The 19,616-nt window shown below is 40.8% G+C and carries 30 protein-coding genes; 2 read left to right on the plus strand and 28 right to left on the minus strand.

The genetic code is table 11. From position 1 onward, the window contains the following. Positions 1 to 9: 9 nt before the first annotated feature. The 7 genes from terS to ASG46_RS00265 all read right to left on the minus strand — a co-directional run bounded on the left by terS (position 10) and on the right by ASG46_RS00265 (position 4,857). Positions 10 to 894, minus strand: coding sequence for a phage terminase small subunit (terS, locus tag ASG46_RS00235; RefSeq protein ID WP_056702456.1), 885 nt, complete (start codon positions 892 to 894; stop codon positions 10 to 12). Positions 895 to 940: 46 nt separating this feature from the next. Next, positions 941 to 1,189, minus strand: a complete 249-nt coding sequence (locus tag ASG46_RS00240) for a hypothetical protein (RefSeq protein ID WP_056702458.1) — start codon at positions 1,187 to 1,189, stop codon at positions 941 to 943. Between the two features lie 139 nt (positions 1,190 to 1,328). Continuing rightward, positions 1,329 to 2,606 carry a site-specific DNA-methyltransferase gene (locus ASG46_RS00245; RefSeq protein WP_056702460.1) on the minus strand — a complete coding sequence of 426 codons (1,278 nt, stop codon included), beginning with the start codon at positions 2,604 to 2,606 and terminating at the stop codon, positions 1,329 to 1,331. A gap of 31 nt (positions 2,607 to 2,637) precedes the next feature. Next, positions 2,638 to 3,660, minus strand: a complete 1,023-nt coding sequence (locus tag ASG46_RS00250; RefSeq protein ID WP_056702461.1) for a DNA cytosine methyltransferase — start codon at positions 3,658 to 3,660, stop codon at positions 2,638 to 2,640. 8 nt (positions 3,661 to 3,668) lie between these two features. Next, positions 3,669 to 4,187, minus strand: a complete 519-nt coding sequence (locus ASG46_RS00255) for a ParB N-terminal domain-containing protein (RefSeq protein WP_056702464.1) — start codon at positions 4,185 to 4,187, stop codon at positions 3,669 to 3,671. Between the two features lie 55 nt (positions 4,188 to 4,242). Further along, on the minus strand, positions 4,243 to 4,587 hold the full coding sequence (locus ASG46_RS00260) for a hypothetical protein (RefSeq protein ID WP_056702466.1): 345 nt from the start codon (positions 4,585 to 4,587) through the stop codon (positions 4,243 to 4,245). Between the two features lie 90 nt (positions 4,588 to 4,677). Beyond that, positions 4,678 to 4,857 (minus strand): hypothetical protein, encoded by a 180-nt coding sequence (locus ASG46_RS00265; protein WP_056702470.1) that lies wholly within the window; start codon positions 4,855 to 4,857, stop codon positions 4,678 to 4,680. 568 nt (positions 4,858 to 5,425) lie between these two features. On the opposite strand from ASG46_RS00265, the gene ASG46_RS00270 reads away from it, so the two are divergent. Beyond that, positions 5,426 to 6,499: a collagen-like protein gene (locus ASG46_RS00270; RefSeq protein WP_373870395.1), complete on the plus strand. Its 1,074-nt coding sequence runs from the start codon at positions 5,426 to 5,428 to the stop codon at positions 6,497 to 6,499. 33 nt (positions 6,500 to 6,532) lie between these two features. Then, positions 6,533 to 6,877 carry a hypothetical protein gene (locus ASG46_RS00275; protein WP_056702476.1) on the plus strand — a complete coding sequence of 115 codons (345 nt, stop codon included), beginning with the start codon at positions 6,533 to 6,535 and terminating at the stop codon, positions 6,875 to 6,877. 114 nt (positions 6,878 to 6,991) lie between these two features. Here ASG46_RS00275 and ASG46_RS00280 read toward each other — a convergent pair whose 3' ends face one another. The 21 genes from ASG46_RS00280 to ASG46_RS00395 all read right to left on the minus strand — a co-directional run bounded on the left by ASG46_RS00280 (position 6,992) and on the right by ASG46_RS00395 (position 19,616). Further along, on the minus strand, positions 6,992 to 7,375 hold the full coding sequence (locus ASG46_RS00280; protein ID WP_056702479.1) for an ArpU family phage packaging/lysis transcriptional regulator: 384 nt from the start codon (positions 7,373 to 7,375) through the stop codon (positions 6,992 to 6,994). Positions 7,376 to 7,449: 74 nt separating this feature from the next. After that, entirely contained in the window at positions 7,450 to 7,794 is a 345-nt protein-coding gene (locus tag ASG46_RS00285; protein WP_056702482.1) for a hypothetical protein, read from the minus strand. Further along, a complete protein-coding gene (locus tag ASG46_RS00290; protein WP_056702485.1) occupies positions 7,791 to 8,201 on the minus strand; it encodes a hypothetical protein in 411 nt (136 codons plus the stop codon). The genes ASG46_RS00285 and ASG46_RS00290 overlap by 4 nt, the downstream gene beginning before the upstream one ends. Beyond that, the gene (locus ASG46_RS00295; RefSeq protein WP_056702487.1) at positions 8,198 to 8,803 is read right to left on the minus strand and encodes an HNH endonuclease signature motif containing protein; all 606 of its coding nucleotides are present in this window, start codon (positions 8,801 to 8,803) and stop codon (positions 8,198 to 8,200) included. The genes ASG46_RS00290 and ASG46_RS00295 overlap by 4 nt, the downstream gene beginning before the upstream one ends. Before the next feature lie 2 nt (positions 8,804 to 8,805). Then, complete coding sequence (locus tag ASG46_RS00300; protein ID WP_008360821.1) at positions 8,806 to 9,036, minus strand: hypothetical protein; 231 nt, start codon at positions 9,034 to 9,036, stop codon at positions 8,806 to 8,808. Between the two features lie 2 nt (positions 9,037 to 9,038). After that, entirely contained in the window at positions 9,039 to 9,347 is a 309-nt protein-coding gene (locus tag ASG46_RS00305; protein WP_056702490.1) for a hypothetical protein, read from the minus strand. Positions 9,348 to 9,581: 234 nt separating this feature from the next. Next, positions 9,582 to 9,782 carry a DUF6877 family protein gene (locus ASG46_RS00315; RefSeq protein ID WP_056702496.1) on the minus strand — a complete coding sequence of 67 codons (201 nt, stop codon included), beginning with the start codon at positions 9,780 to 9,782 and terminating at the stop codon, positions 9,582 to 9,584. A gap of 208 nt (positions 9,783 to 9,990) precedes the next feature. Beyond that, positions 9,991 to 10,215, minus strand: a complete 225-nt coding sequence (locus ASG46_RS00325; protein WP_047946039.1) for a hypothetical protein — start codon at positions 10,213 to 10,215, stop codon at positions 9,991 to 9,993. A 32-nt stretch (positions 10,216 to 10,247) separates the two neighbouring features. Beyond that, positions 10,248 to 10,451: an XtrA/YqaO family protein gene (locus tag ASG46_RS00330; RefSeq protein ID WP_056702503.1), complete on the minus strand. Its 204-nt coding sequence runs from the start codon at positions 10,449 to 10,451 to the stop codon at positions 10,248 to 10,250. A gap of 73 nt (positions 10,452 to 10,524) precedes the next feature. Next, positions 10,525 to 10,806, minus strand: a complete 282-nt coding sequence (locus ASG46_RS00335) for a hypothetical protein (protein ID WP_056702507.1) — start codon at positions 10,804 to 10,806, stop codon at positions 10,525 to 10,527. Positions 10,807 to 11,093: 287 nt separating this feature from the next. Continuing rightward, complete coding sequence (locus tag ASG46_RS00340; protein ID WP_056702510.1) at positions 11,094 to 11,789, minus strand: hypothetical protein; 696 nt, start codon at positions 11,787 to 11,789, stop codon at positions 11,094 to 11,096. 19 nt (positions 11,790 to 11,808) lie between these two features. Continuing rightward, positions 11,809 to 12,300, minus strand: coding sequence for a hypothetical protein (locus ASG46_RS00345; RefSeq protein ID WP_056702513.1), 492 nt, complete (start codon positions 12,298 to 12,300; stop codon positions 11,809 to 11,811). Continuing rightward, positions 12,297 to 12,956 carry a hypothetical protein gene (locus ASG46_RS00350; protein WP_056702516.1) on the minus strand — a complete coding sequence of 220 codons (660 nt, stop codon included), beginning with the start codon at positions 12,954 to 12,956 and terminating at the stop codon, positions 12,297 to 12,299. Before ASG46_RS00350 ends, ASG46_RS00345 begins: the two co-directional genes overlap by 4 nt. Beyond that, complete coding sequence (locus tag ASG46_RS00355) at positions 12,953 to 13,153, minus strand: hypothetical protein (RefSeq protein ID WP_056702519.1); 201 nt, start codon at positions 13,151 to 13,153, stop codon at positions 12,953 to 12,955. Before ASG46_RS00355 ends, ASG46_RS00350 begins: the two co-directional genes overlap by 4 nt. A 14-nt stretch (positions 13,154 to 13,167) precedes the next feature. Next, positions 13,168 to 14,460 (minus strand): replicative DNA helicase, encoded by a 1,293-nt coding sequence (gene dnaB / locus ASG46_RS00360; RefSeq protein WP_056702522.1) that lies wholly within the window; start codon positions 14,458 to 14,460, stop codon positions 13,168 to 13,170. Beyond that, on the minus strand, positions 14,432 to 14,719 hold the full coding sequence (locus ASG46_RS00365; RefSeq protein ID WP_056702525.1) for a replicative helicase loader/inhibitor: 288 nt from the start codon (positions 14,717 to 14,719) through the stop codon (positions 14,432 to 14,434). The genes dnaB and ASG46_RS00365 overlap by 29 nt, the downstream gene beginning before the upstream one ends. A gap of 5 nt (positions 14,720 to 14,724) precedes the next feature. Beyond that, positions 14,725 to 15,573 (minus strand): hypothetical protein, encoded by an 849-nt coding sequence (locus tag ASG46_RS00370; RefSeq protein ID WP_056702528.1) that lies wholly within the window; start codon positions 15,571 to 15,573, stop codon positions 14,725 to 14,727. Positions 15,574 to 15,774: 201 nt separating this feature from the next. Further along, a complete protein-coding gene (locus tag ASG46_RS00380) occupies positions 15,775 to 16,479 on the minus strand; it encodes an MBL fold metallo-hydrolase (RefSeq protein ID WP_056702533.1) in 705 nt (234 codons plus the stop codon). Next, positions 16,476 to 17,399 (minus strand): recombinase RecT, encoded by a 924-nt coding sequence (locus ASG46_RS00385; RefSeq protein WP_056702535.1) that lies wholly within the window; start codon positions 17,397 to 17,399, stop codon positions 16,476 to 16,478. The genes ASG46_RS00380 and ASG46_RS00385 overlap by 4 nt, the downstream gene beginning before the upstream one ends. Further along, positions 17,392 to 17,637 carry a hypothetical protein gene (locus ASG46_RS00390; protein ID WP_008360779.1) on the minus strand — a complete coding sequence of 82 codons (246 nt, stop codon included), beginning with the start codon at positions 17,635 to 17,637 and terminating at the stop codon, positions 17,392 to 17,394. Before ASG46_RS00390 ends, ASG46_RS00385 begins: the two co-directional genes overlap by 8 nt. After that, positions 17,634 to 19,616, minus strand: a complete 1,983-nt coding sequence (locus ASG46_RS00395; RefSeq protein WP_056702537.1) for a hypothetical protein — start codon at positions 19,614 to 19,616, stop codon at positions 17,634 to 17,636. The genes ASG46_RS00390 and ASG46_RS00395 overlap by 4 nt, the downstream gene beginning before the upstream one ends.

Here is a 19,616-nt window from a genome sequence, read left to right on the forward strand (position 1 = left end):
TTTGAACCATCAGCCATCACCTTTTTTCTTTGCTCTCTTTATAGTAATTTGAACCGAATCATCGACAGGTCGAGCGGTGATCCGCTCCAGCTCTGCCTCTCTCGTTCTGTTTGCAAGATCAAGACCTCTGAGTCTCAATTCATGCTCTGACATAGTTTTCATAATTTCGTGTTTCTGCCTAATGGCTTTAAGACGTTTGTCTGTTACTCGCGTCAATGCTTCCTCTATTTCAAGGATGCGGTCAATCACAGGTAATTGAGTTTCTTCCACCTCAGTGACTACAAGACGTTCATTGATGATTGGAACGTATTTGACAACACCATTCTCACTTGTCGAAGGTGCGACATCTTTTGTTTTTCTAAGTTGCTGAAGAACACGTCGCTGATTATCGGTTAAACCATTTTCATACTTCATGATTCTATGCATCATACGCCGCTCTCGAATACTAAGCTCACGTATGGTCAATTCAATTTGATAGAGCGGATCGGTCTCAATCTGCTCAAAGAGCTCTTTTTCTGTGTCGTCCATATAATCGAACATGATAGATTCATATTCACCTGTCCGCACAGAATTTCTGTTCCCTTTTGGAGCACCACCAGTATTCCCTTTTGCATTTTGGTTACCTGGTGGCGCTTTACCACCTTTATTCCCTTTGGCGTTTTTACTCCCTTTGGGAGCCCCAGGGCGTTTAGTAACGTTACCATTGGTTTTCTCTTTGGGTTTAGTAACTTTACCATTCAATTTCTCATCCCAAGAGTCTTGGTTCTTCCATTTGCGGATGAGCGATTGTGAACACTCTAATTCTTCAGCAATGTCTTTCAGCAAACGGGTTCCGTTGCTTTCTTTCCACAATTGGAACGCCTGATCTCTTTTGGGATTTCGCGGTCTAGCCATTACATATCACCCACCTCCGAACTGCTTAATTAAGTTTGAGTTGTTTTCAAATTTCATCGTTCTTGAGTAAATACATTTCTAACTCAATGAGTTTTTTCAGATCTTCCACAGTAGTCAATTTGATGTTTCCTGCTTTGAAATCTCTGACCCATTGTGCAATACCTGCCTGCGTGATCTTTCTTAAATTCGCAGTGGCTTTCTCTATATCCTCAGCTTGTTCAGCCTGTAATAAAAGCAGCATTTCTTCTCTTTCTTCATCATAACGAGAACAAATGTTCTTATTTTCTCTTGTCATACTCCCTGTCCTCCATTACAATATGGTTTGAGAGCGTGATATTTTCCCACAAACGCGGCCGCGTCTTGATCACGCTCTTAGGCAGGGAGCTTCTTTCTGTCTTTGAAGGGAGGGTGTTGTCAGCACCCTCTTTTTTTATTTACAACGAGTCAACAAGCTCTGGAGTGATACCTGTGAATTCCGTGAATCGCTTTTTAATAACGTCACAGAAGTACGGATCAAGCTCTAATAAAAAAGCTTCTCTATCTGTTTGCTCACATGTCATAAGAGTTGACCCGCTTCCCCCAAAGAAATCCACCACTTTATCACCTTTTTTACTGCTATTACTCAATGGGATATTTATTAGCTCAAGTGGTTTTTGAGTTGGGTGTACATACTTTGATGTGTCACCACGCGAAACCTCCCACACAGTTGCAGGACCAGTTTCTTCTGTCAAATCCGTTCTCCAAACTGTAGTTTGTTTTCTATCCCCGTACCAATTAGGGGAATAACCTCTTTTAAATGCGTAGAAAACAGGTTCATGCATATATCGGTATTGTGCCCAACCAAATGTCGGTGAATTTTTCACCCAAACGCATTGTGATCTTATATCAATAGCAGCATTACGCATTTCATTTTCAAAAGCACGTTGATATGATGCAGCATGAAAAATATAGATAGCCGCCTTATCATCCATGATCCTTGAATAATTAAGAAAAATCTCTCTTAAAAATGAATCAAATTGATCATCATTCATCGAATCATTTAAGATCGATGCATGGCCATCATCTTTCAACTTCTTGCTATCACTTTTAACAGCCACATTATAAGGTGGATCAGTAATAACTAGATCGGCTTTATATCCCGACATTAGACGATCAACGTCAGCCGCTTTTGTGGCATCACCGCATACTAAGGTGTGGCGGCCAAGCCGCCACACATCTCCATACTTTGTTTCAGGCTCACTGATTTGTGATAGAGCTTCAGAAACATCAAAGTCATCATCTTCTACAACTGTATTTCCGTTGTCTACAGACAGGTTTTCTAGCAGCTCCTCATATTCTTCTTGAGAATACCCAATGATGTTTGTATCAAAATTGTTTTCCTTCAGCTCTGATAAAAGAGCCTCCAGTTTTTCCTCATCCCAATCGCCTTCAATTTTGTTTAATGCAATATTGAGCGCCTTTTCTTCTTTTTCGTTCAAAGAAACCACAGACACTTTGATTTCAGTTGGGTTCGATTCTAATAAAATTTTGAACCTTTGATGTCCACCTACTAAATTACCTGTCTTCTCGTTCCAGATAAGCGGATCAATATATCCGAAATGCTCTATCGACGCTTTCAATTCTTCGTATGCTTTGTCACCTGGTTTCAGATCAACACGTGGATGATAGGCAGCGGGATTTATTTGGCTGACGGGTATATCTTTTATGATCAATTGAAACACCTCTTGTATGATTTCATGTTGTTTACTTAAACCATTGCAAATGTATCTGTTCTGCGATCCGTTTCATCATTACTGGAGGAACGCTCATACCGCATACATACTGCGTTGATGCATCCATAAAGTCATAATCCAACGGAAAAGATTGCATCAAAATAATATCCCTTTTTGAGATGTAATATGGTTCGTCATATCTAATAAAGACAGAACCGCTCGCTAGTGTTGGCGGAACTAAACTGTTTTTAACTAATACTGTATTGAAATTCCGCTCTTTACCTTCTGTTCGTTTAGTTATGTCTCCAATGTTGCCGTCAGATGGCTGCCGCTTAATCCATCTTTTATACGTTTTACTCGATTCATTCAGCCTTGACCCATGTCCACTTCTAAACTCTCCATATGTGATTGGTGGTTCATTGAAAGCCAATTTCAGTGGTGGTAAGTTCAAGTCCTTTCGGCGGCCAATGAAAAAGACCCGCTCTCTTCTCTGCGGGACTCCCATTGTGGCAGCGTTCAGCAAGAACAGCTGAACGTCATACCCTATTTCTTTTGCACGCTCTATGACAAGTTTCACATACCCTTTAGCTTTTCCTTTGATCATGCCGCTTACGTTCTCAGCTACAAAGGTTTTAGGTTTCAAACGTTCCACAGCATCTAGGTAATGAAAGAACAAATCGTCTAGTTTTTGGACAGCTTGGCCCTCTCTGAACGCCTTTTCTCTTCCCCAATCCTCTTCTCTTTTTCCGGCTGTTGAAAACACGCTGCATGGCGGCGATCCGTCAAACACATCAAGATTCATGAGTTCTTCAGGAAGATCGGAGAGCGGGATCTGATTAAACTCTCTAATGTCCATGAGATAAGGATATTTCGGCTTGTGATTCTTTTTATAGATTTTCATCATTTGCGGATCGATCTCGCAGTTTCCCAGCAACTCAAACCCTGCTAATTTGTAGCCCATAGATGAGCCACCACCGCATGAGAATGTACTGAACACTTTCAACCCATTGGAAGGGATGTTTTTAAGATCACTCAATTTCCATCTATAGTTCATGTCGTCACCTACTCATTGTATGCAAAACCGCATTTAGGACACGTATGTTCAAATTGATCGTCTCCAAAGTCATCTAAATCAATTTCTTTACTTTCAGATACAGTTCCACCTTGCCCTGTATGCTCCAGTTGCTGCAATATGTCCTCTAGTTCTGTATCACTGAATCCTGTTGCACTTAAATCATATCCTGATTTCTCTAGTTCCTTAATTAGCTCAGTGAGTTTGTATTCATCCCAATCACCATCTATCTTATTAAGGGCAATATTCAAAGCTTTTTCGTCTTGTTCATTAAGCGATACAACTGATACAAGAATTTCACTTGGATTGTCCTCCATCAATACCTTGAAACGTTGATGACCTCCTACAAGATGGCCAGTCCGTTCATTCCATACTAAGGGATCAATGTATCCAAATTTTTTTATTGAGTTTTTCAGAGAGTCGTATTCAGGATCTCCTGGTTGCAGATCAATTCGGGGGTTATATGGTGATGGGTTAATTTTATGTACGGGAATTGTTTTGATGTTCATCGCTGTTTCCTCCTATAAAAACAAATGATGCCGCCCTGAAGGCGGCATCAACTGCTTACTTGATGTAAAATTCGCTAGTGTGGAATGTTCCAAGGGTTGCAACATGATTGCCCTTTTTGTCATAGCGTTCTACGTCCACTCTGAATCGATAAGTGCCTTTCTTGTTACCGAATGATTCTTTGATGTCAAATTGGTCATAAAGTTTTTCACCTGGGTTAAGCGGGTTCGGGGAATTTGTTTTAATTGTCTCCCACTTCCCATTAACCTTTCTTTGTGGAATAAGGTTGGGACCAGCACTAAAGTCGTTGTGGTTTTGCACCGCAATTCGTACGACCTTATCCTCTCCAATTTTGTGATTAGCTTTTGTCGGGTTCGCCGACACTCCAAATCCTGATGCCATGCTCATCATCTCCCTTTTTTATTTTTGCGCTCCTATCCCTCACCAAAGCACGTGCAGCCATACACCCAAAAGACGACTGTTCCCATTAGGTTATCGTTTCCTCCGGATACGGCCCCCTTGTCTTTGATACGTTTCGCGTCTCGTTCCCATGATTTCTTCCCAATCTCGCTTTGTTATCGGATCAGCATCGCTCTTCTTACTATTAGAACCAGGAGCAATGCTTTTAAATTGCTTTAATGTCTCTTTAGAAACAGAATCCCTGATCTTCATTTCACTCGCTCCTTGCCGAATAAGCACCACCTTACGCTATTCGCTTAAATAGATTTTGATTTTGCAATGATGACTACACTCCGAGAGGATGCCAAGTACAGTCAATCATCAATTAAAATGAAAAACTGTCCTCGATACGGCTGCCGCAGACCAGCTGCTATCCAGGCTCAGAATGTCCCTCTCGTATGGCCACATTCCTCAACACCTTTGTTCCGTATCCAGATACGCCATTGATAAGGGAAAGGCGCGTCTCCCAATAAAAAAAGCGGACACCAATCAAGGCACTTAGAGTGCTCAATGATCAGCGTCCGCAGGTTCTTCCTTCTGGACAAAATATTCACGTTCGTTTTGCTTGTCTCTATCATACGATGATCCACTTAGGAAAAAAGGTCCCCTTTTTATCCCCCTTTTTGTCGGTTTTTTCAAAAGATATTTAAGTACCAAAAAGCCCTTACATATTTCTCCTTATCTAATATTATGTCATGATTACAATTTTTTTTAGGAGTGTGTTCAAATGAGCTATAGGCGATGTTGTCGTTGTGGAGAATGGTTAGATGTTTGTTGTTGTATAAAGACAGTTTGTGTTCCTGGAAGGCGTGGTCCTGCAGGAATACCTGGTAGACGAGGTGCTACTGGCCCTGCGGGTCCCCCTGGTCCTACTGGTGCTACTGGAGCTGCAGGGGCTCCTGGTGCTACTGGTGCCACTGGTCCTACTGGCCCTTCAGGGGCTACTGGCGCYACCGGTCCTACTGGTCCTTCAGGGGCTACTGGCGCTACCGGTCCTACTGGTCCTTCAGGGGCTACTGGCGCTACCGGTCCTACTGGTCCTTCAGGGGCTACTGGCGCTACTGGGGCTACTGGCGCCACCGGTCCTACTGGTCCTTCAGGGGCTACTGGCGCCACCGGTCCTACTGGTCCTTCAGGGGCTACTGGCGCCACTGGGCCTACTGGCGCTACAGGGGCTACGGGTGCTACCGGTCCTACTGGCGCTACAGGGGCAACAGGTGTTACTGGCCCTACTGGAGAAGCCTGCTGTCCATGTACAAATCTATTAGCTAACCCTGGATTTGATTTATCAGCTACTGGGGCACCACCCGCATCATGGACATCCGCTACAGCTACTGTAGTTGATTTCCCAGATGCTCATAGTGGTCGTTTTGTTGGAAGTCCTACAACTCCAACCATACAATCGGTTAGTATTCTAGGTTTAGACCCTAACCCTCCTGTTGGAACAGTAGCAACTCCTGGCTTTATCAACCAAATTGTTCCTGTTTCAGAAGGTTGCTGCTTTACTCTTACGTTTGCAGGTGATGTGCGAGCAGGAGGAGTATTAGTTGCATCGGTTTCCTTCCCACCTCAAACATGCCCACCATTAATCACTAATACGGGTACTGCTGAAGGAACAGTGACAACTAACCCAATATTTACAGAGGATATTCCGCATATTATAGCGGTATCTAACCAACCTCAAAGTGTCTTTCAAAATTATTCATTAACAGTTTGTGCACCACCAGGAGCGACTACGGCTTGTATCACTTTCCAAAATATAGGTAACCCTGCTCCAGGGAGTCAAGCTTTAGTCGACAATGTCGTCTTTAAAAATGCAGGTGGCCCATGCGATACGTGTGTTCAAAACTTTTAATATTAAAGAATTGGCAAAGGCATGTGAGTAAATATGGCTAGAAACTGCGGATGCGGAAGAAGAGTTTATAAAGAAGGAGATTTCATTGTTAAAACGAGCTGCCCTGAAATCACTTTAGAAATTATCCAAAAGGAAGATTTGTGTTTTCAAGTTAAAGGAAAAGTATCATGCAATACACTTCCTTTACAACATGTGAATGTAAATTTATCAAGTTCATCTGAAAGTATTTTAAAACCTCAAATATCTACTACTGATAAAGATGGAGGATTTTCATCAGAATTAAATTTATTAGAGAATTCAGCCAAGGAAGTTGAAGTTACAGCAACTGTGATATCTAATAAATCACCTGTAAAAAAGTCAATAACAATCAACTTTTAGTTTTAAAACTTTTTCTAAAGATTAATAAAAGATACACTAAGATTTCTTACAAAGAGAGGGGTTAATTTCACACTACCCCTACTCTTTTTCTTAAAGACTTTACTCTTGCAGTAATTAAATGATTCCAAGCGCTGTCGAAAGGTTAAACGTCGCTTGCTTTTTCAATTTGTAATACCGGTCCTTCTTCAGCCCCAACTCTTCACATACCTCTAAATCTTTTACGAATCGTGATGAGAGATACTTCATGCGGATGATGTCTTGCTCAATTTCATCTAGGCTGTTTTCTAGCGCTCTTTCTATCTGTCGAACCTTCAGTTCATTTAAAACTTCCTGGTTCCTGAGAGAAGGAAAAAGGCCTGTTGCGCCGTTTGCCTGCTGTTCCTTTCTGTTTTCCTCCTTCACCTTAAGGGCCCTATAGACCTTCAGCTCCTTGATTAGAGCATTTCTTACTTGTTTCTCATCGATACCTGGCAGTAGACACAATTGTTCAGCTCCCATGTTTCTCACCCTCCTTCTATAAACAATGAAAGACATAGACCAAGGCAATTTTGCACCGATCTATGTCGTATGATTTATTCTTCTAATTGCTGAAAAGCTGATTCAATCTTTTCAAGAATCCCTTTTTCGATTTCAGTTAGCTTATGGCCGTGCATTTTTGTGTGTAGAATGTTGTCCTTGATAGCAACAAGTTCTGATCTATCAAATTTGAAAAATCCTTTAAAGCAGTCAGGAAGAATATCTATTTCCACTTCGTCTCCAAAAACGTCTTCATGCAAGAAGAGAAACCATGTATCTTCGTGATGATGCTCCCCTCGTTCCAAAATGTCTTCTTTTGTTTCCGCGACTGTTTGGAGCAGAAAGCCGCTCTCGTTGATTAGTTTAGTTTCATCTGATAGGTTTGATAATTTAATTGTCATTTCCGCACCTCGAATGACGGCGTATAGATATGGCCTTTGACGCCTGTCCAATTTTTATATTTATAGATGGTCATCTTGATACGATGCGTACCGGATGTGTGATTGACTATATAAAATTCTTTTGCAGGTGTGGCGTTCTTAAATGATCCAACCAAGCTGAACCGCTGATCTTTCCATTTGCCACCTACTCGTTTTTGCAAAGTGAAACGATAATATACCGTTTCAGAACCCGTTTTACTTGCTGTGACATCAATACTCTTGGCTCGCGGCGTATATGAATTGGCATCCGTTGATACGCTGACTGTATGTCCTCCAATTGTTTTATATCCGCTCGTTACTGCCGCAGCAGACGGCGCACAAAGCACCGAAGCAACAATAATAGATAGTGTGATTAGTAGTTTCTTCATTGTTTACTCTCCCTTTTCAATTCGCCAATTTTAGAATATATAGCTGCCATCACTATGCCTGTTTTAGTGATTTCAGGATCATTAGCAATTAACTTGTTTTGATTTAACCTTACTAATTGCTGTCTGGTGATGAGTTGCAAATTGTCTAGTTTTACATTGAGCTTATTCCCGTCTAAAAAAATTAAACAATGGCCACTTGGGATCGGTCCGTTTTCTTCTTCCCAAAGCACCTTATGCTTATGTTTCCATCGTTCTTGCGAAGGCCCATCATCAGACACCTTGATCAATATATAACCGTCTCGATCAACTCTTTCATAACCTACAGGCTTGTAATTTGAAGGCCTGTGTCCTGGTTTGAAAGATGTTTTATTTCCGCTAACATTATAAATGCCTTTTGTACCTTTATTGAGCGGTGCATGCCCTTTGGGGAAATAACCGCTTAAACCGCTAGAGATTTTACGATTATGCTTCCAGGTCTTCACTTGTTGTCTAGTAACATTTAAACCAAATTTCTGGTTGATCAAATCTGCTAGTTCTTGATTGAGTAAACCTGCAGCATGTGAACGGATGAAAGATTCTTGTTCTTCAGTGAATAACCTCACCTTTATCCCTCCAGCATTTTCGGTTTCTCAAGATCTTTTGATTTGTACTCTGTATGAAATTTTTGCGCTTGTAATACTAGTGCTCCATTAGAAATTATGCGATTGGCCACATCAGTAACAGCTTTGGAACGTTCAATTTCTTCTTGAAGTTCCTCACCTTTTAAGTCTTCGTCACTCAACCGCTCCAGCTGCGCAAATAAATGGTTGTTCAAGTCTCCTAATGTATTTCTCATCTTCATTCATCCTCCTCATGTCTTGCCTTGATCCTTTCAAATTCTTCGGTTGTATAATCTACATGAACAGGATCGTAACAGTTAGTGAGATCATTAATATCAAGAGGAGCATTGTGTTGAGACACTAGGTTGTAAAAATCGGTTAAATCTTGATCACTTGGCTTCTCACGATCTTTTCTAATGAGACACAACGCATCTATAATTTCTTTTACATCTCCATTAGGATCAGTTAAATCCATAAAATCAGGTCCATAGCTTAGATAGCGTTCAGTTCGTTTGTTTTTAAATACAATCGCTGGCACAGTTTTCATATCAGAAGCCCTCCTGCAAATCTTGTATATCGCCTTGATAAAACGTCTGTTGCTTAATTACTACAAATGTAATAGGGGTACTTCCTAACTGTGTGTAGGACCCGAATTGTTTAAGTAGAGCTTGTTTCGTTTCTTCCGCCGTTGGGTAGTGATCCCACTTCCCACAAGTGAATCTATCTAACACTTTAAGAACAAAAATATTCTTTAATTCCACAATAATCTCCCTCTCTTTTTTCACTCTGCTCGCTTGGCCTGTTCATTAAATCGGCGCAGCAGCTCATCTTTAATTGTTTCAGCTTTTGTTCTTTGTCCTTTGATGTAAGGGCTATTGATGCGATCACCAGACAGCACCGCATCCCCTATTCGTCGTTTGATGTCTTTCAGAGCCATCCAAAGCCCTTCATATGACATGTTTTCAGGTGGTTTAAACTCCATATGATCCTCCCTCAGAACAGTGTCAGCTGTTCCTGGTGTTGTTCTTTTTGCTTTATTAAAAAATGCCTGGCTTCAAATGCTCCATAGTGTGAGCCAGGACTATCAAATTTTGATACATAATAATGAGCGGAACCGAGAGGAAAGAGAAAGTACTCTACGCCCTTATCTAGCGGTGTAAACTCATTAGTGAGACATATTCCCTTCAAGGTCATGCCACGATTTCCCATGGCAACCGTTCAACCCTTTTCATACTTCCAGCACAGCCGACTTTACCAAGATTCCGACGTGCTGCTGGATAGGATTGATATGTGTCATACTCGCTCCATTTTGCATCTGTTAAGAGATCAGAACGCCAATAGGCAACGTATCCGCTCGCTGTATTGACAATACAAAATTCAGCAAATGGTGATTTTGAATACCAGATTTCTTTCATTTTGACTGCCTCCCTGCAGGAGGAAGCTCCTGCTATTTTATTTTGTGTGAACTGCTGTAATTCAAATTGGTGAATTGGCCGTCACGTGTAGTGATTTCCGTTTTCCCGTAAATGGGTGCTTCGGCCAAAAATGCTTGATTGGAATGGCCATCTAGGATAATGACTTTCACTTCTCCTTTGGTCATAAAGTTATCAATGGAGATGGTTGAGTCTGTAAGTTTGTAAGGATTCTTCATGCGCACAAGGCCTCCCATGTTATAATGAATTGTCGAGATTCATTAGAGCCGGAGCCTTGTGCTTTGGTTCTTTTTATTTGTCCAGAAAAGCTTGCAGATCACGTACGCACATTCTAAAGAGATGTTCATCATTTAAGTCTAAGGACAAATCGATCAGAGCCTTTAATTCATCTTTAGTGATCGTTACATCCAAGTTTTTAGCCCAATGTTTAGGAACAGCCGTAGACTTTCCTTTAGGCGGCTTCACTAAAAGTTCATATTCAGAGATTTTCACGACGTAACCAGATATATGAAACATTCTGCGATTAACTTCACCCAAAGCTTCCACCCAATCGCCTTCTACAATCTTTCTCATTTCCTGAAGCTCCTTCCACACTTCGAGCAGTAAGGACCATTGAAAACCCGCGTGCTAAATTCCAACCAATAACCACGCTGCACCGAAACTATATTTCTACATTTGAAGCAAAAGAAGTGCTTGTGTTTGAAGAAGAATTTGATTTTATTAATCATCTGACTATCCTCCATCCTTTCCTAATCCGACTGTGCAGTTCATATTTTTTAAGTGGTTCATAGAGGTGGACGCGCTGTCCATCCTCTTCGCGATAAAGCAAGAACCACCGTTTTGAGCGTTTGCGTGCCACCTTATGCAGCCCCGTCTTCCTCATCTTTTTGATCATCTTTAGGAAGATCGTATTCATCTGGAACGCTATCCTCTGAACCCTTTTCGTCTTCAGCTGCTTCTTCATTCTTGGTTTGCATCGGTTCAGCTTCGTTGGCTTGATCCTGCTTCCAGTCCCACCATGTTTCAGCGAGCGGAGCAACTGCTGCTCGGTAGTCATTGATCAGATCAACGATTGCACCGGAGGACATCTCAAGCTCTGTGGCCAACTTGCGGTATGATTCACCCTCAATTCGCCGTTTCGCAATGTCAGCCATATTCTCTGGGAAACCTTCCTGTTCTGGAGCCATGCCTTCAATGATGAATTGATCCACCACTTCACGCTTAATCTCCATCGGTTTTTCTTCAATTTTTGGTTTTTCTTCAGGCAAACCAAGTTCAGCCTCTAACTGTTCCGGCTCAGGATCAGCTATGTGAACCACGCCGCTCTGATCCACTTGATAATTTACAATTGGTCGTTCAGTGTTTGCGTTAATCTGCACGTTATAGCGGACAATATCGCTCTCAATTTCAACACGCACATCGTTATCAATCATTTCAGCAAGGTTTTGAATGCCGTTTCCCAGCTCCTTCGTTGAAATTTCAAGAACCAATTCAGTGACGCCTTTAGGCTTGTGATTCACTTTTTTAACGAAACCATCAAAATTTATAAAAGACATATTTTGTTCCTCCTAGTAATTAAGAAATTTTTTTCAAAGCTTCTTGTTGATATTTTGTTAAATCTACTTTTGTTTTTAATGAACGTGCTATTTGAGCCAAGACGAATGCGTCTATCACGTTGTCACTTTTATGTTCAAATCCCCAACGTTTATAAACAGGTACAGGTATTTGATCTTTTTTAACGTTTCCTTTTCCTGTTGCGAACTTTTTCAAAGTGGTTGGAGGAACGTCAACATAATCTATTTTTTTGTTTATAAGCCTCGCCCTTATTAACCAACCAATGCCGTATTGAGTGTCTACTGACGATCCTTTAGAACCGTAAGAAAACCCTTCAATACATACAAAGTCAGTTGGTTCTATTAAATTTATTATTTGGCTGGCCAAGTCCATAAAGCGTTGCGGATCTTCTTCTACAACTGAGGTGATTTCTTTGGTAAGAATTACATTTCCCATTGCATCTTGAATCACGAGCCCTGTTTTCGTTGAAGGATCAATGCCGACAAATCTCATTGTTCTTTTCCTCCTAAAACATAACGACTTTTCGCATGGTACAAGTACCCCTCTTCATCTTCATGATCCCAACCGTTTTTCATATCAGCAGGCATGATTTTCACCTTTGTTTCACAGTTGTCACATGCGGTGTATCTAAAGCCCTTATAAACCTGCTTGTCCTCTTTCAATCCACACTCAGGGCATTGAAATTTAGTCTTCCATTTCATGCGGTCAGGTTCCGGATTTTCCTTTTGAACCAGGGCTATGCTTTTGACTTGATCCATCACGCTCACGTGTTCTCCGATGCTCGCATTCAAAGTCCGTTCATTATTCAAAAGAGCAGTTGATCTTGGTCTCGTTCTCTTTGGTTCTGTTGATTTCGTGGGAGCAGGAATAGTTTTCTTCTCATCGTTTGACTTAGACATGGATTGATCTTGATGAAATGGCTTGCTATGATTGGTCGCTTTGTCAGTATGAGTTGGTTCTATCGCTCTGTTAACTGATGATGGTGCAACTGCTGAAGCCCTTTGTCTTCCGTTTGGATTTAAAGAACCTCTATGCATATACATGTCTAGTTTAGTGATCAACTGACCGACTTCTTCAGCAGTGTAATTATCCGCTTCAAAGTTCACTTCTTTACCATTTGAAAAGTCTTGGATTTGTAGTTTAATCATTCTGCTTCCTCCTCAATCGCCATCCTGGCATTGTAAGTTTCAATATCGTTCCCTCGCTCACATTTGGCTGTAATGACTAGCATTTCGAGCTCATAGAGCGGTTTTGTTGCGAGACTTTCAATCTCATTTTGTTTATATCCAAGACGCTTCAGTTCTTTGTGCAAGAACTGTTTGCGTTGCTCGCTATTGATTGTCATGTTCATTCCTCATTTCACATTGCGGCTTCCATTTGCCGCGATAAATTTACAAACTTCCCGTACTCTTTCGCAAATGCTAAATTTACTGTTCCAGTCGCACCATTACGATGTTTAGCAAAAATGATTTCAATAATATTTTTAGATTCGCTTTGCTTGTCATAATAGTCGTCACGATAGAGGAACGTAACAATATCAGCATCCTGCTCGATGCTTCCAGAATCACGTAGATCGGACAACATCGGACGCTTATCTTGTCGCTGCTCTACTCCACGTGAAAGCTGAGATAACAGAACAATTGGAACCTCAAAATGCCTGGCCATAAGCTTTAATTCTCGTGTTATTTCCGCAACTTCATGGTTTTTACTTTCTGGTTTCCCAATAGGAGTGATCAACTGTAAATAGTCAATGATCACTAAATGATCTTGATCAGGGTGTTCGTTCTTGGTTTTTCTAATTCTAGAACGAATATCAGCAACGGTTTGAGATGGCTTATCATGAATATGAATATCCAGGTTTTCATATACGCCCATTGCTTTAAAGGAGTTCTCATGATCATCCTCACTAAAGAATTTTTTTGGATTTCTCCACTTAGTGTTCTCGATTCTTCCGATGTTGCTTAACATCCGATGTGTCAATTGTGTATCAGACATCTCAAGGGAAAAAATATCAGTTACACCTTTTTTATAAGCATTGTTAATAGCTAGATTTAGTGCAAAAGCGGTTTTCCCCACTGATGGTCGCGCAGCCACAATGATCAAATCACTTTTTTGCAGACCGCCTGTCATAGCATTAAGGTCTGCTAGACCAGTGTCTACTCCAGTGACATCACCTTTTTCTTCTTCCAAACTCATGAAGATTTCTGTCAAAACATCTGTTTTCGTTCGGGTTGTAGTTACACCCACTTCCTGCACTTCAATGGTCTTTTTATAAAGATCTGTGATGCCTTCATCGCATGGGGAGTTAGCAAAAGCTAAAGCCGCACTTTGTAAATCTCTAAGTCTAAAAGCATCGTAGATTAGAGTTTCATAAGTTCCAAAAGAATGTATTGAGGGAACAGAACTTGCTAAGTTAGTTAAGTATTCGAATCCCCCAACAGCCGCTAAGGCTTCACCCAAGGAAGCTGATATATTTGCTAGTTCAACCTGTCTGCCTAGCTTGTCCACTTCCCTCATCGCTTTAAAAATCTGTTTATGTCGTTCCTCAGCAAAATGTTTGGGCTCAAGTGTAGTTTCTTTGATAAGGTCGCCCTCAATGATGATACAACCCAATAAAAACTGTTCAGCCTCTACGTTTCGCAAATTTTGCATTTCTTACCCACTCTTCCTGCTTCTCTAGAAATTCATTTTTCTCTGGTTGGTTGACCTGTATCTCAGCAATGACAGGTGGGAATCGTTTTTCAGCGATATGTTGATTGATCTTTTTTAAAACAGGTTCATATGGCAGTGCAGTTAAATGCTCTAGCCAAAGCCTGATTCTTTCTTTTCCGATCGCATCTGTAGAAAGTTCAAATCTAGGGTAGGCAGCAGCTATCCTTGTTAAGATAGCCATCGCTTGGTCCTTTGTCATGCTAATCATCCTCCTCCAAATTTAATGCCATTTTCTTTTGCATAAGCCTCTAATACTGATAGGTTGTCTTGTTGTCTCTTTGGTTTAAATTCAGATATGTTGCTAGGTGGATTTTGTTTAGCATGCCATCTATCAAGGATGCCCTTCTCCAGGTAAGAAAACGATTTGATGCCGTCCGCTCTATGTCTTGGTCGGTATTGATCGAATATCTCGTCGATCCACACCAATATGTCTTCAAGGGGTATCTGCTCCTGAATGATCCTCTCAATGGCCTGTGCATCATTAGGAGTGATCATCAATCCTCCACCTCTTCGTGATAGATACTTGTCTTCGATTTGTTGGAAAGGAGAATCATTTCCTACTGGCGATCTCTCTTCTTCCTCTTCTTTATATTCTTTAATTCTTGAATTCTTTAATTCTTGTTTTGGTTCTGCAATCGTTCCGCAATCGTTCTGCAATCGTTCCGTTGAAGGTTCATTAGCCGTTCTGTAATTAGAATTGTTTTGACCGTCTAAGCCTTGGTATGACTCGTATTTCACTATGGTGAATAGTGTTCCAATATCCGTTTCGCAAACGGTGACCATACCGTTCTCAACAAGTTTCTTTATGGAACGTAAAATTGTACTTTTAGATACTTTTTTCAGGGCTCTTCGTTCCTTATAACCAAGGTCCTCACACAACTTAGAATAGGAGCGGATATACTGACCCTTCTTCAATTCAATGCCGTTAATTTTGATCCCGTCTTGATGGCTTGCTTTCAATAACAACAATGTAAAAAGCCTAAAAGTAGTAACATCATTCCAGATTTCATGATCAAATATCTTTCGATGTAGTTTAATCCATCCAGTAGACAAACAAATTCCTCCTTCCCAACTATTTGCGTTTGAGTCTACAAATAGCGTATTTGCCTTTGATGTCGATCAATTCGAGATGCGGTTCATACTTGGCCATATATGTCGTGATATACATCATCAATACCTTTTTCCGCATTTGCGGAGCGGCTGACATCGCCAACGTAATAAAACAATAAGGATAAGCTGTTTTAAAAAGCTCGCTCATAAGGGAACATAGACAACCTTTCCTGTTTCTTTTGCTATTTCTTGTTTGAATAGTTGCTCATCACTGTTTGTGTCAGATAGGTGCAATAACCATATTTCCTGCACTTTTGACAAGTCATTTGCAGCTAGGAATGTCTTTACATTCTCAAGGCTGAAATGCGACTGGATGAGCCGGTTACGCATGCTTTTGTGAATACTCCCATTCTCAATATTTGCATCCAAGATTGCTTCAGAATAATTGCACTCAACCATGATGTGCGTGAGTCCAGGGAACTTGTATTTGATGTAATAGGTATCAGTAGCAAAGAGGAGCTTGTCTCCGTCTTCATTAGCCAATAGGAAGCCATACGGCTCTGATACGTCGTGTTGAACATCAAAGGGCATAATAAGCCACGTGCCGACCCTAAATGTTTGTCGGGCTTTTACAAGATTGATTCTGTGATGATTTTCCACTCCAAGAGCTTGTGCCGTCCCAAGAGACATATAACAATCGATTCCTGCACGCAAAACATCTTTTATAGCCTTGCAGTGATCACCATGCTCATGAGTGATGAGACAACCAGCAAAGCTCATATCGAAATCAAAAGCACGTTGCATCTCTTTGAAAGTGATACCGCACTCCAAAAGGAGCGGGGTTTTACCATCAGTCACCCGATAGCAATTCCCCTTACTGCTTGACGAGATAGCTTCGATCTCAATCAAAATGGTGGCTCCTCATTCAATGCAGAAGGCTTTTCATCATGTCCATTTGATGATTGTGGCTCAGGCTCTTCACGTTGCTTTATTTCAGGTGTTTCTTGGTGCTGTTCTGAATCTTCTTCAGGTTCATTGAAACCAACATCAATAATTTCTGAATTAGCATTCTCACTAATTTCTTTTTTCACTTCATCCGGTGTAACATCAACCCGCTCATTGTCATACTCATTCTCGGTTGAATTATTGATTGCTTGGACAAGTAGATCGCTGTCATCGCTTGTGTTTATATATCTTTTGGCAGCACGATTAATCACTGTTCTTTGGGCCATTTCCTGCGGAAACTTTTTCTGAACCGCACCACTTGTTTTCGATTGACTCCAAGCAGTTTCGATTTCTTTCTTTGTCATCGGGGTTAGTAGCTCAATGTCATCAATGGTTTTTACAACTGCATAAGCTCCAATGATGTCTTTATCTCGGTTTTCAAGCTTCGTTTCATGTTTAATAAGTTTTTCTTGCCCTCCATCAATCTCATATTCAAAGACATCCCCTTCATAAATCACGTTTGACCATATATCCTTGACATTGGTCAAACGTTTCAGCACTGCTTGTGTGCCAAAATATGAGCGGTTCATCTGCAATTTATTCCCGTACACAATGAAATAACATTGAGTTTTTGCAGGGCTTAAACCTTGAACGACCATATCTAGCAAGGAATTGGCAATAGATTCTCTGGTGCAGACTTCTAAAGCAGGCCTCCCTGATTTATCCTTCACTTCTTGAAGTTTAAAAAATGCACTCTTTAATGCATTGCTAGCATTATAGTTTGATGGCAGGACTAACCCTTCATCTTGTAATCTGCCTAGACTATTGTTCACATCATCAGTAATGTTTTTTTGTATATGTGCCAATTGATTCTGATTACTCATCCGTATCCTCCTCATAAATAAATCTGACCTTTTTGCCTTTATGCTCTCTTAGAAAGGTCTTTAGCATTTCAGCAAAATCCGATGGACCTTTTAAGTCTCTTTCCAAGATTGCATCTTCAGGACATTCAGAAAGCGGGCGAACGTCCATGACCTGTTTACCATCAATCAGAAGTTTTTCACGTTTGCAATCTTCCCAACCTATACCTGAAAGAACTTTCACCTCTACCACTTCACTCATGCGATCACCTCACAATCTACAGTCAGCAAGTTGTCATCAGTTTCAACTCGCAGCTGCTTGTCTGGTTTGGAAACTATCAAGCTGATAACTTGTGCATTGACTTCTATCAGATCAGTAACCGCCTCGCTGTTATCAACGAAGATCGGCGCAGAAATACCATAATGCTCATTTAACGTATTAATGATGTCTAAACCGACATTAATACGTGCCGCATTGTTTAGACCTTTAGAGTAAGGCACGCCTTCATAAAGCGTTTCACAGGTTTCTGTTAAACCGCCGTTGACTTGCTCTTCAAAGAGCTTGAAGCGGGCAAATTTGAATTTGCTGTTTATCTGTTCTTCCATAAGGTTCATTTTGGTGCGTATAAACTCCTCAATGAGATAAGTTTCTTGTTCTACTTCGTTATATTCATCAGCCATTTTACGTTCTTCTTCCTTTAGCTCCTCAATTCGGTTGAGGGCTTTTTGAGCTTGATCGATGCGAGAAAGATCATTGCGGATCAAGGTCATTTCCTGCTGTTTTCCCTTGATCTGTTCATTAATGGCTTGAACAGTTCCACTTGTCTCCTGCTCACCAGACTGGATCTCGTTATTGATCTTTTCAAGCTCCTCTACCTTGGCTAGATACTTTGGATTATCGGAAAGCGGAGCAATGGACGCTTCAGCTTGCTCCATATCTTCTTTCAGTTTTTCAACGGCTGCTGTCGTAAATTTCTCTTCCAAGATCAAAAGCTGAATCTTCTCATCAACCTCGTATAACTCGTTCTGCTTATTGTCATATTCAATCCCTAATTGCTTTCCCTTATCGACTATGCGCTCTAGGGATTCACTTTTTTGTAAATTGAATTTCTCAATAGCAGCTTGAATTTTTTCTTTTGGCAATGCCTGTCCACATGTTGGACAATCTGTTTGATGATCCTCAAACGATTCTTCGTACTTTTTAGACCATTCTTCTCGCAACTCAAAGCGCTCTTTATCTATTTGAGATAGAAAAGATGTTAAGTGCTCTTTCTTCGTGATCAAATTACTGAGATCATTCTGGATTTGAGAAAGATCGTTTTTCGCTTTGTAGTAGGCTTCTTTTTTCTCATTCACTACCTGAAATCTTTTTGAGTCATACTCATTCATAATTTGTTGCAGATCGCCTTCGAGCTGAAGCATACGCTTCTTTCTATCTGCTCCTGCATCCACTCTGATAGAGCGGGCTTCTTTCTCCAGATGATCTATCGATGTTTGGAGTGCTTTTAAATCTTCTTTCAATTGCTCCTGGTCTATATCCGTTACATCTTCAATAGAACGATTGATTTCGTCAATCCTGACTGGAAATTGCTCTAGGAGTTTAGTGATCTTTTTACGTTTTTCAGCAAGTATGCTCTTTTGTTCATCGAGACTTCTTTCATCTAAGATTGAATAGAGATCGGATAAAGAACTGTTCTTTTTAATTACGTCCTCATCAGTCACAGCTCCGCCGATCTCCATGAGTACGCCCAAACGATCCTGCCACTTCATCTGTTCATTGAAATAAGAAGGAGAAGTTATCAGTTTAAAAATATCCTCAGAGATGATCTCATTGACCTTCTCAGCAAACTCTTTTTTCTTAACTGGTACACCATTCACATGATAATTGGTGGTATGGCCAGAAAAGACTTGCTTTGCTGATCCCCGTTTCTTGGTCCATTTCTCTGAATAGACCTTTTTCAATTCGACAGACTTTCCGTCGATTAAGAGTACAGCCGATACCTCATGATCAACGCCGCTTACCGCTTTGTTATCTTTTGAGAGCGTCTTGATCTCAAAGTCTTTTTTGTTTTGACTATCTTTATCAAAGAGCAGCCACATGAAAGCATCAAATAACGTTGTTTTGCCTGTAGCGTTATCACCATAGACCTTTGCACTTTCTCCACCTGTTTCAAGGGTGAATGATTTTACACCCTTGAAATTCGATAGATGGAGTTCTGCCAACCTGATATTTTTGGTCAT

The sequence above is a fragment of the Bacillus sp. Leaf49 genome (assembly GCF_001426125.1).
GTDB lineage: Bacteria > Bacillota > Bacilli > Bacillales > Bacillaceae > Bacillus > Bacillus altitudinis.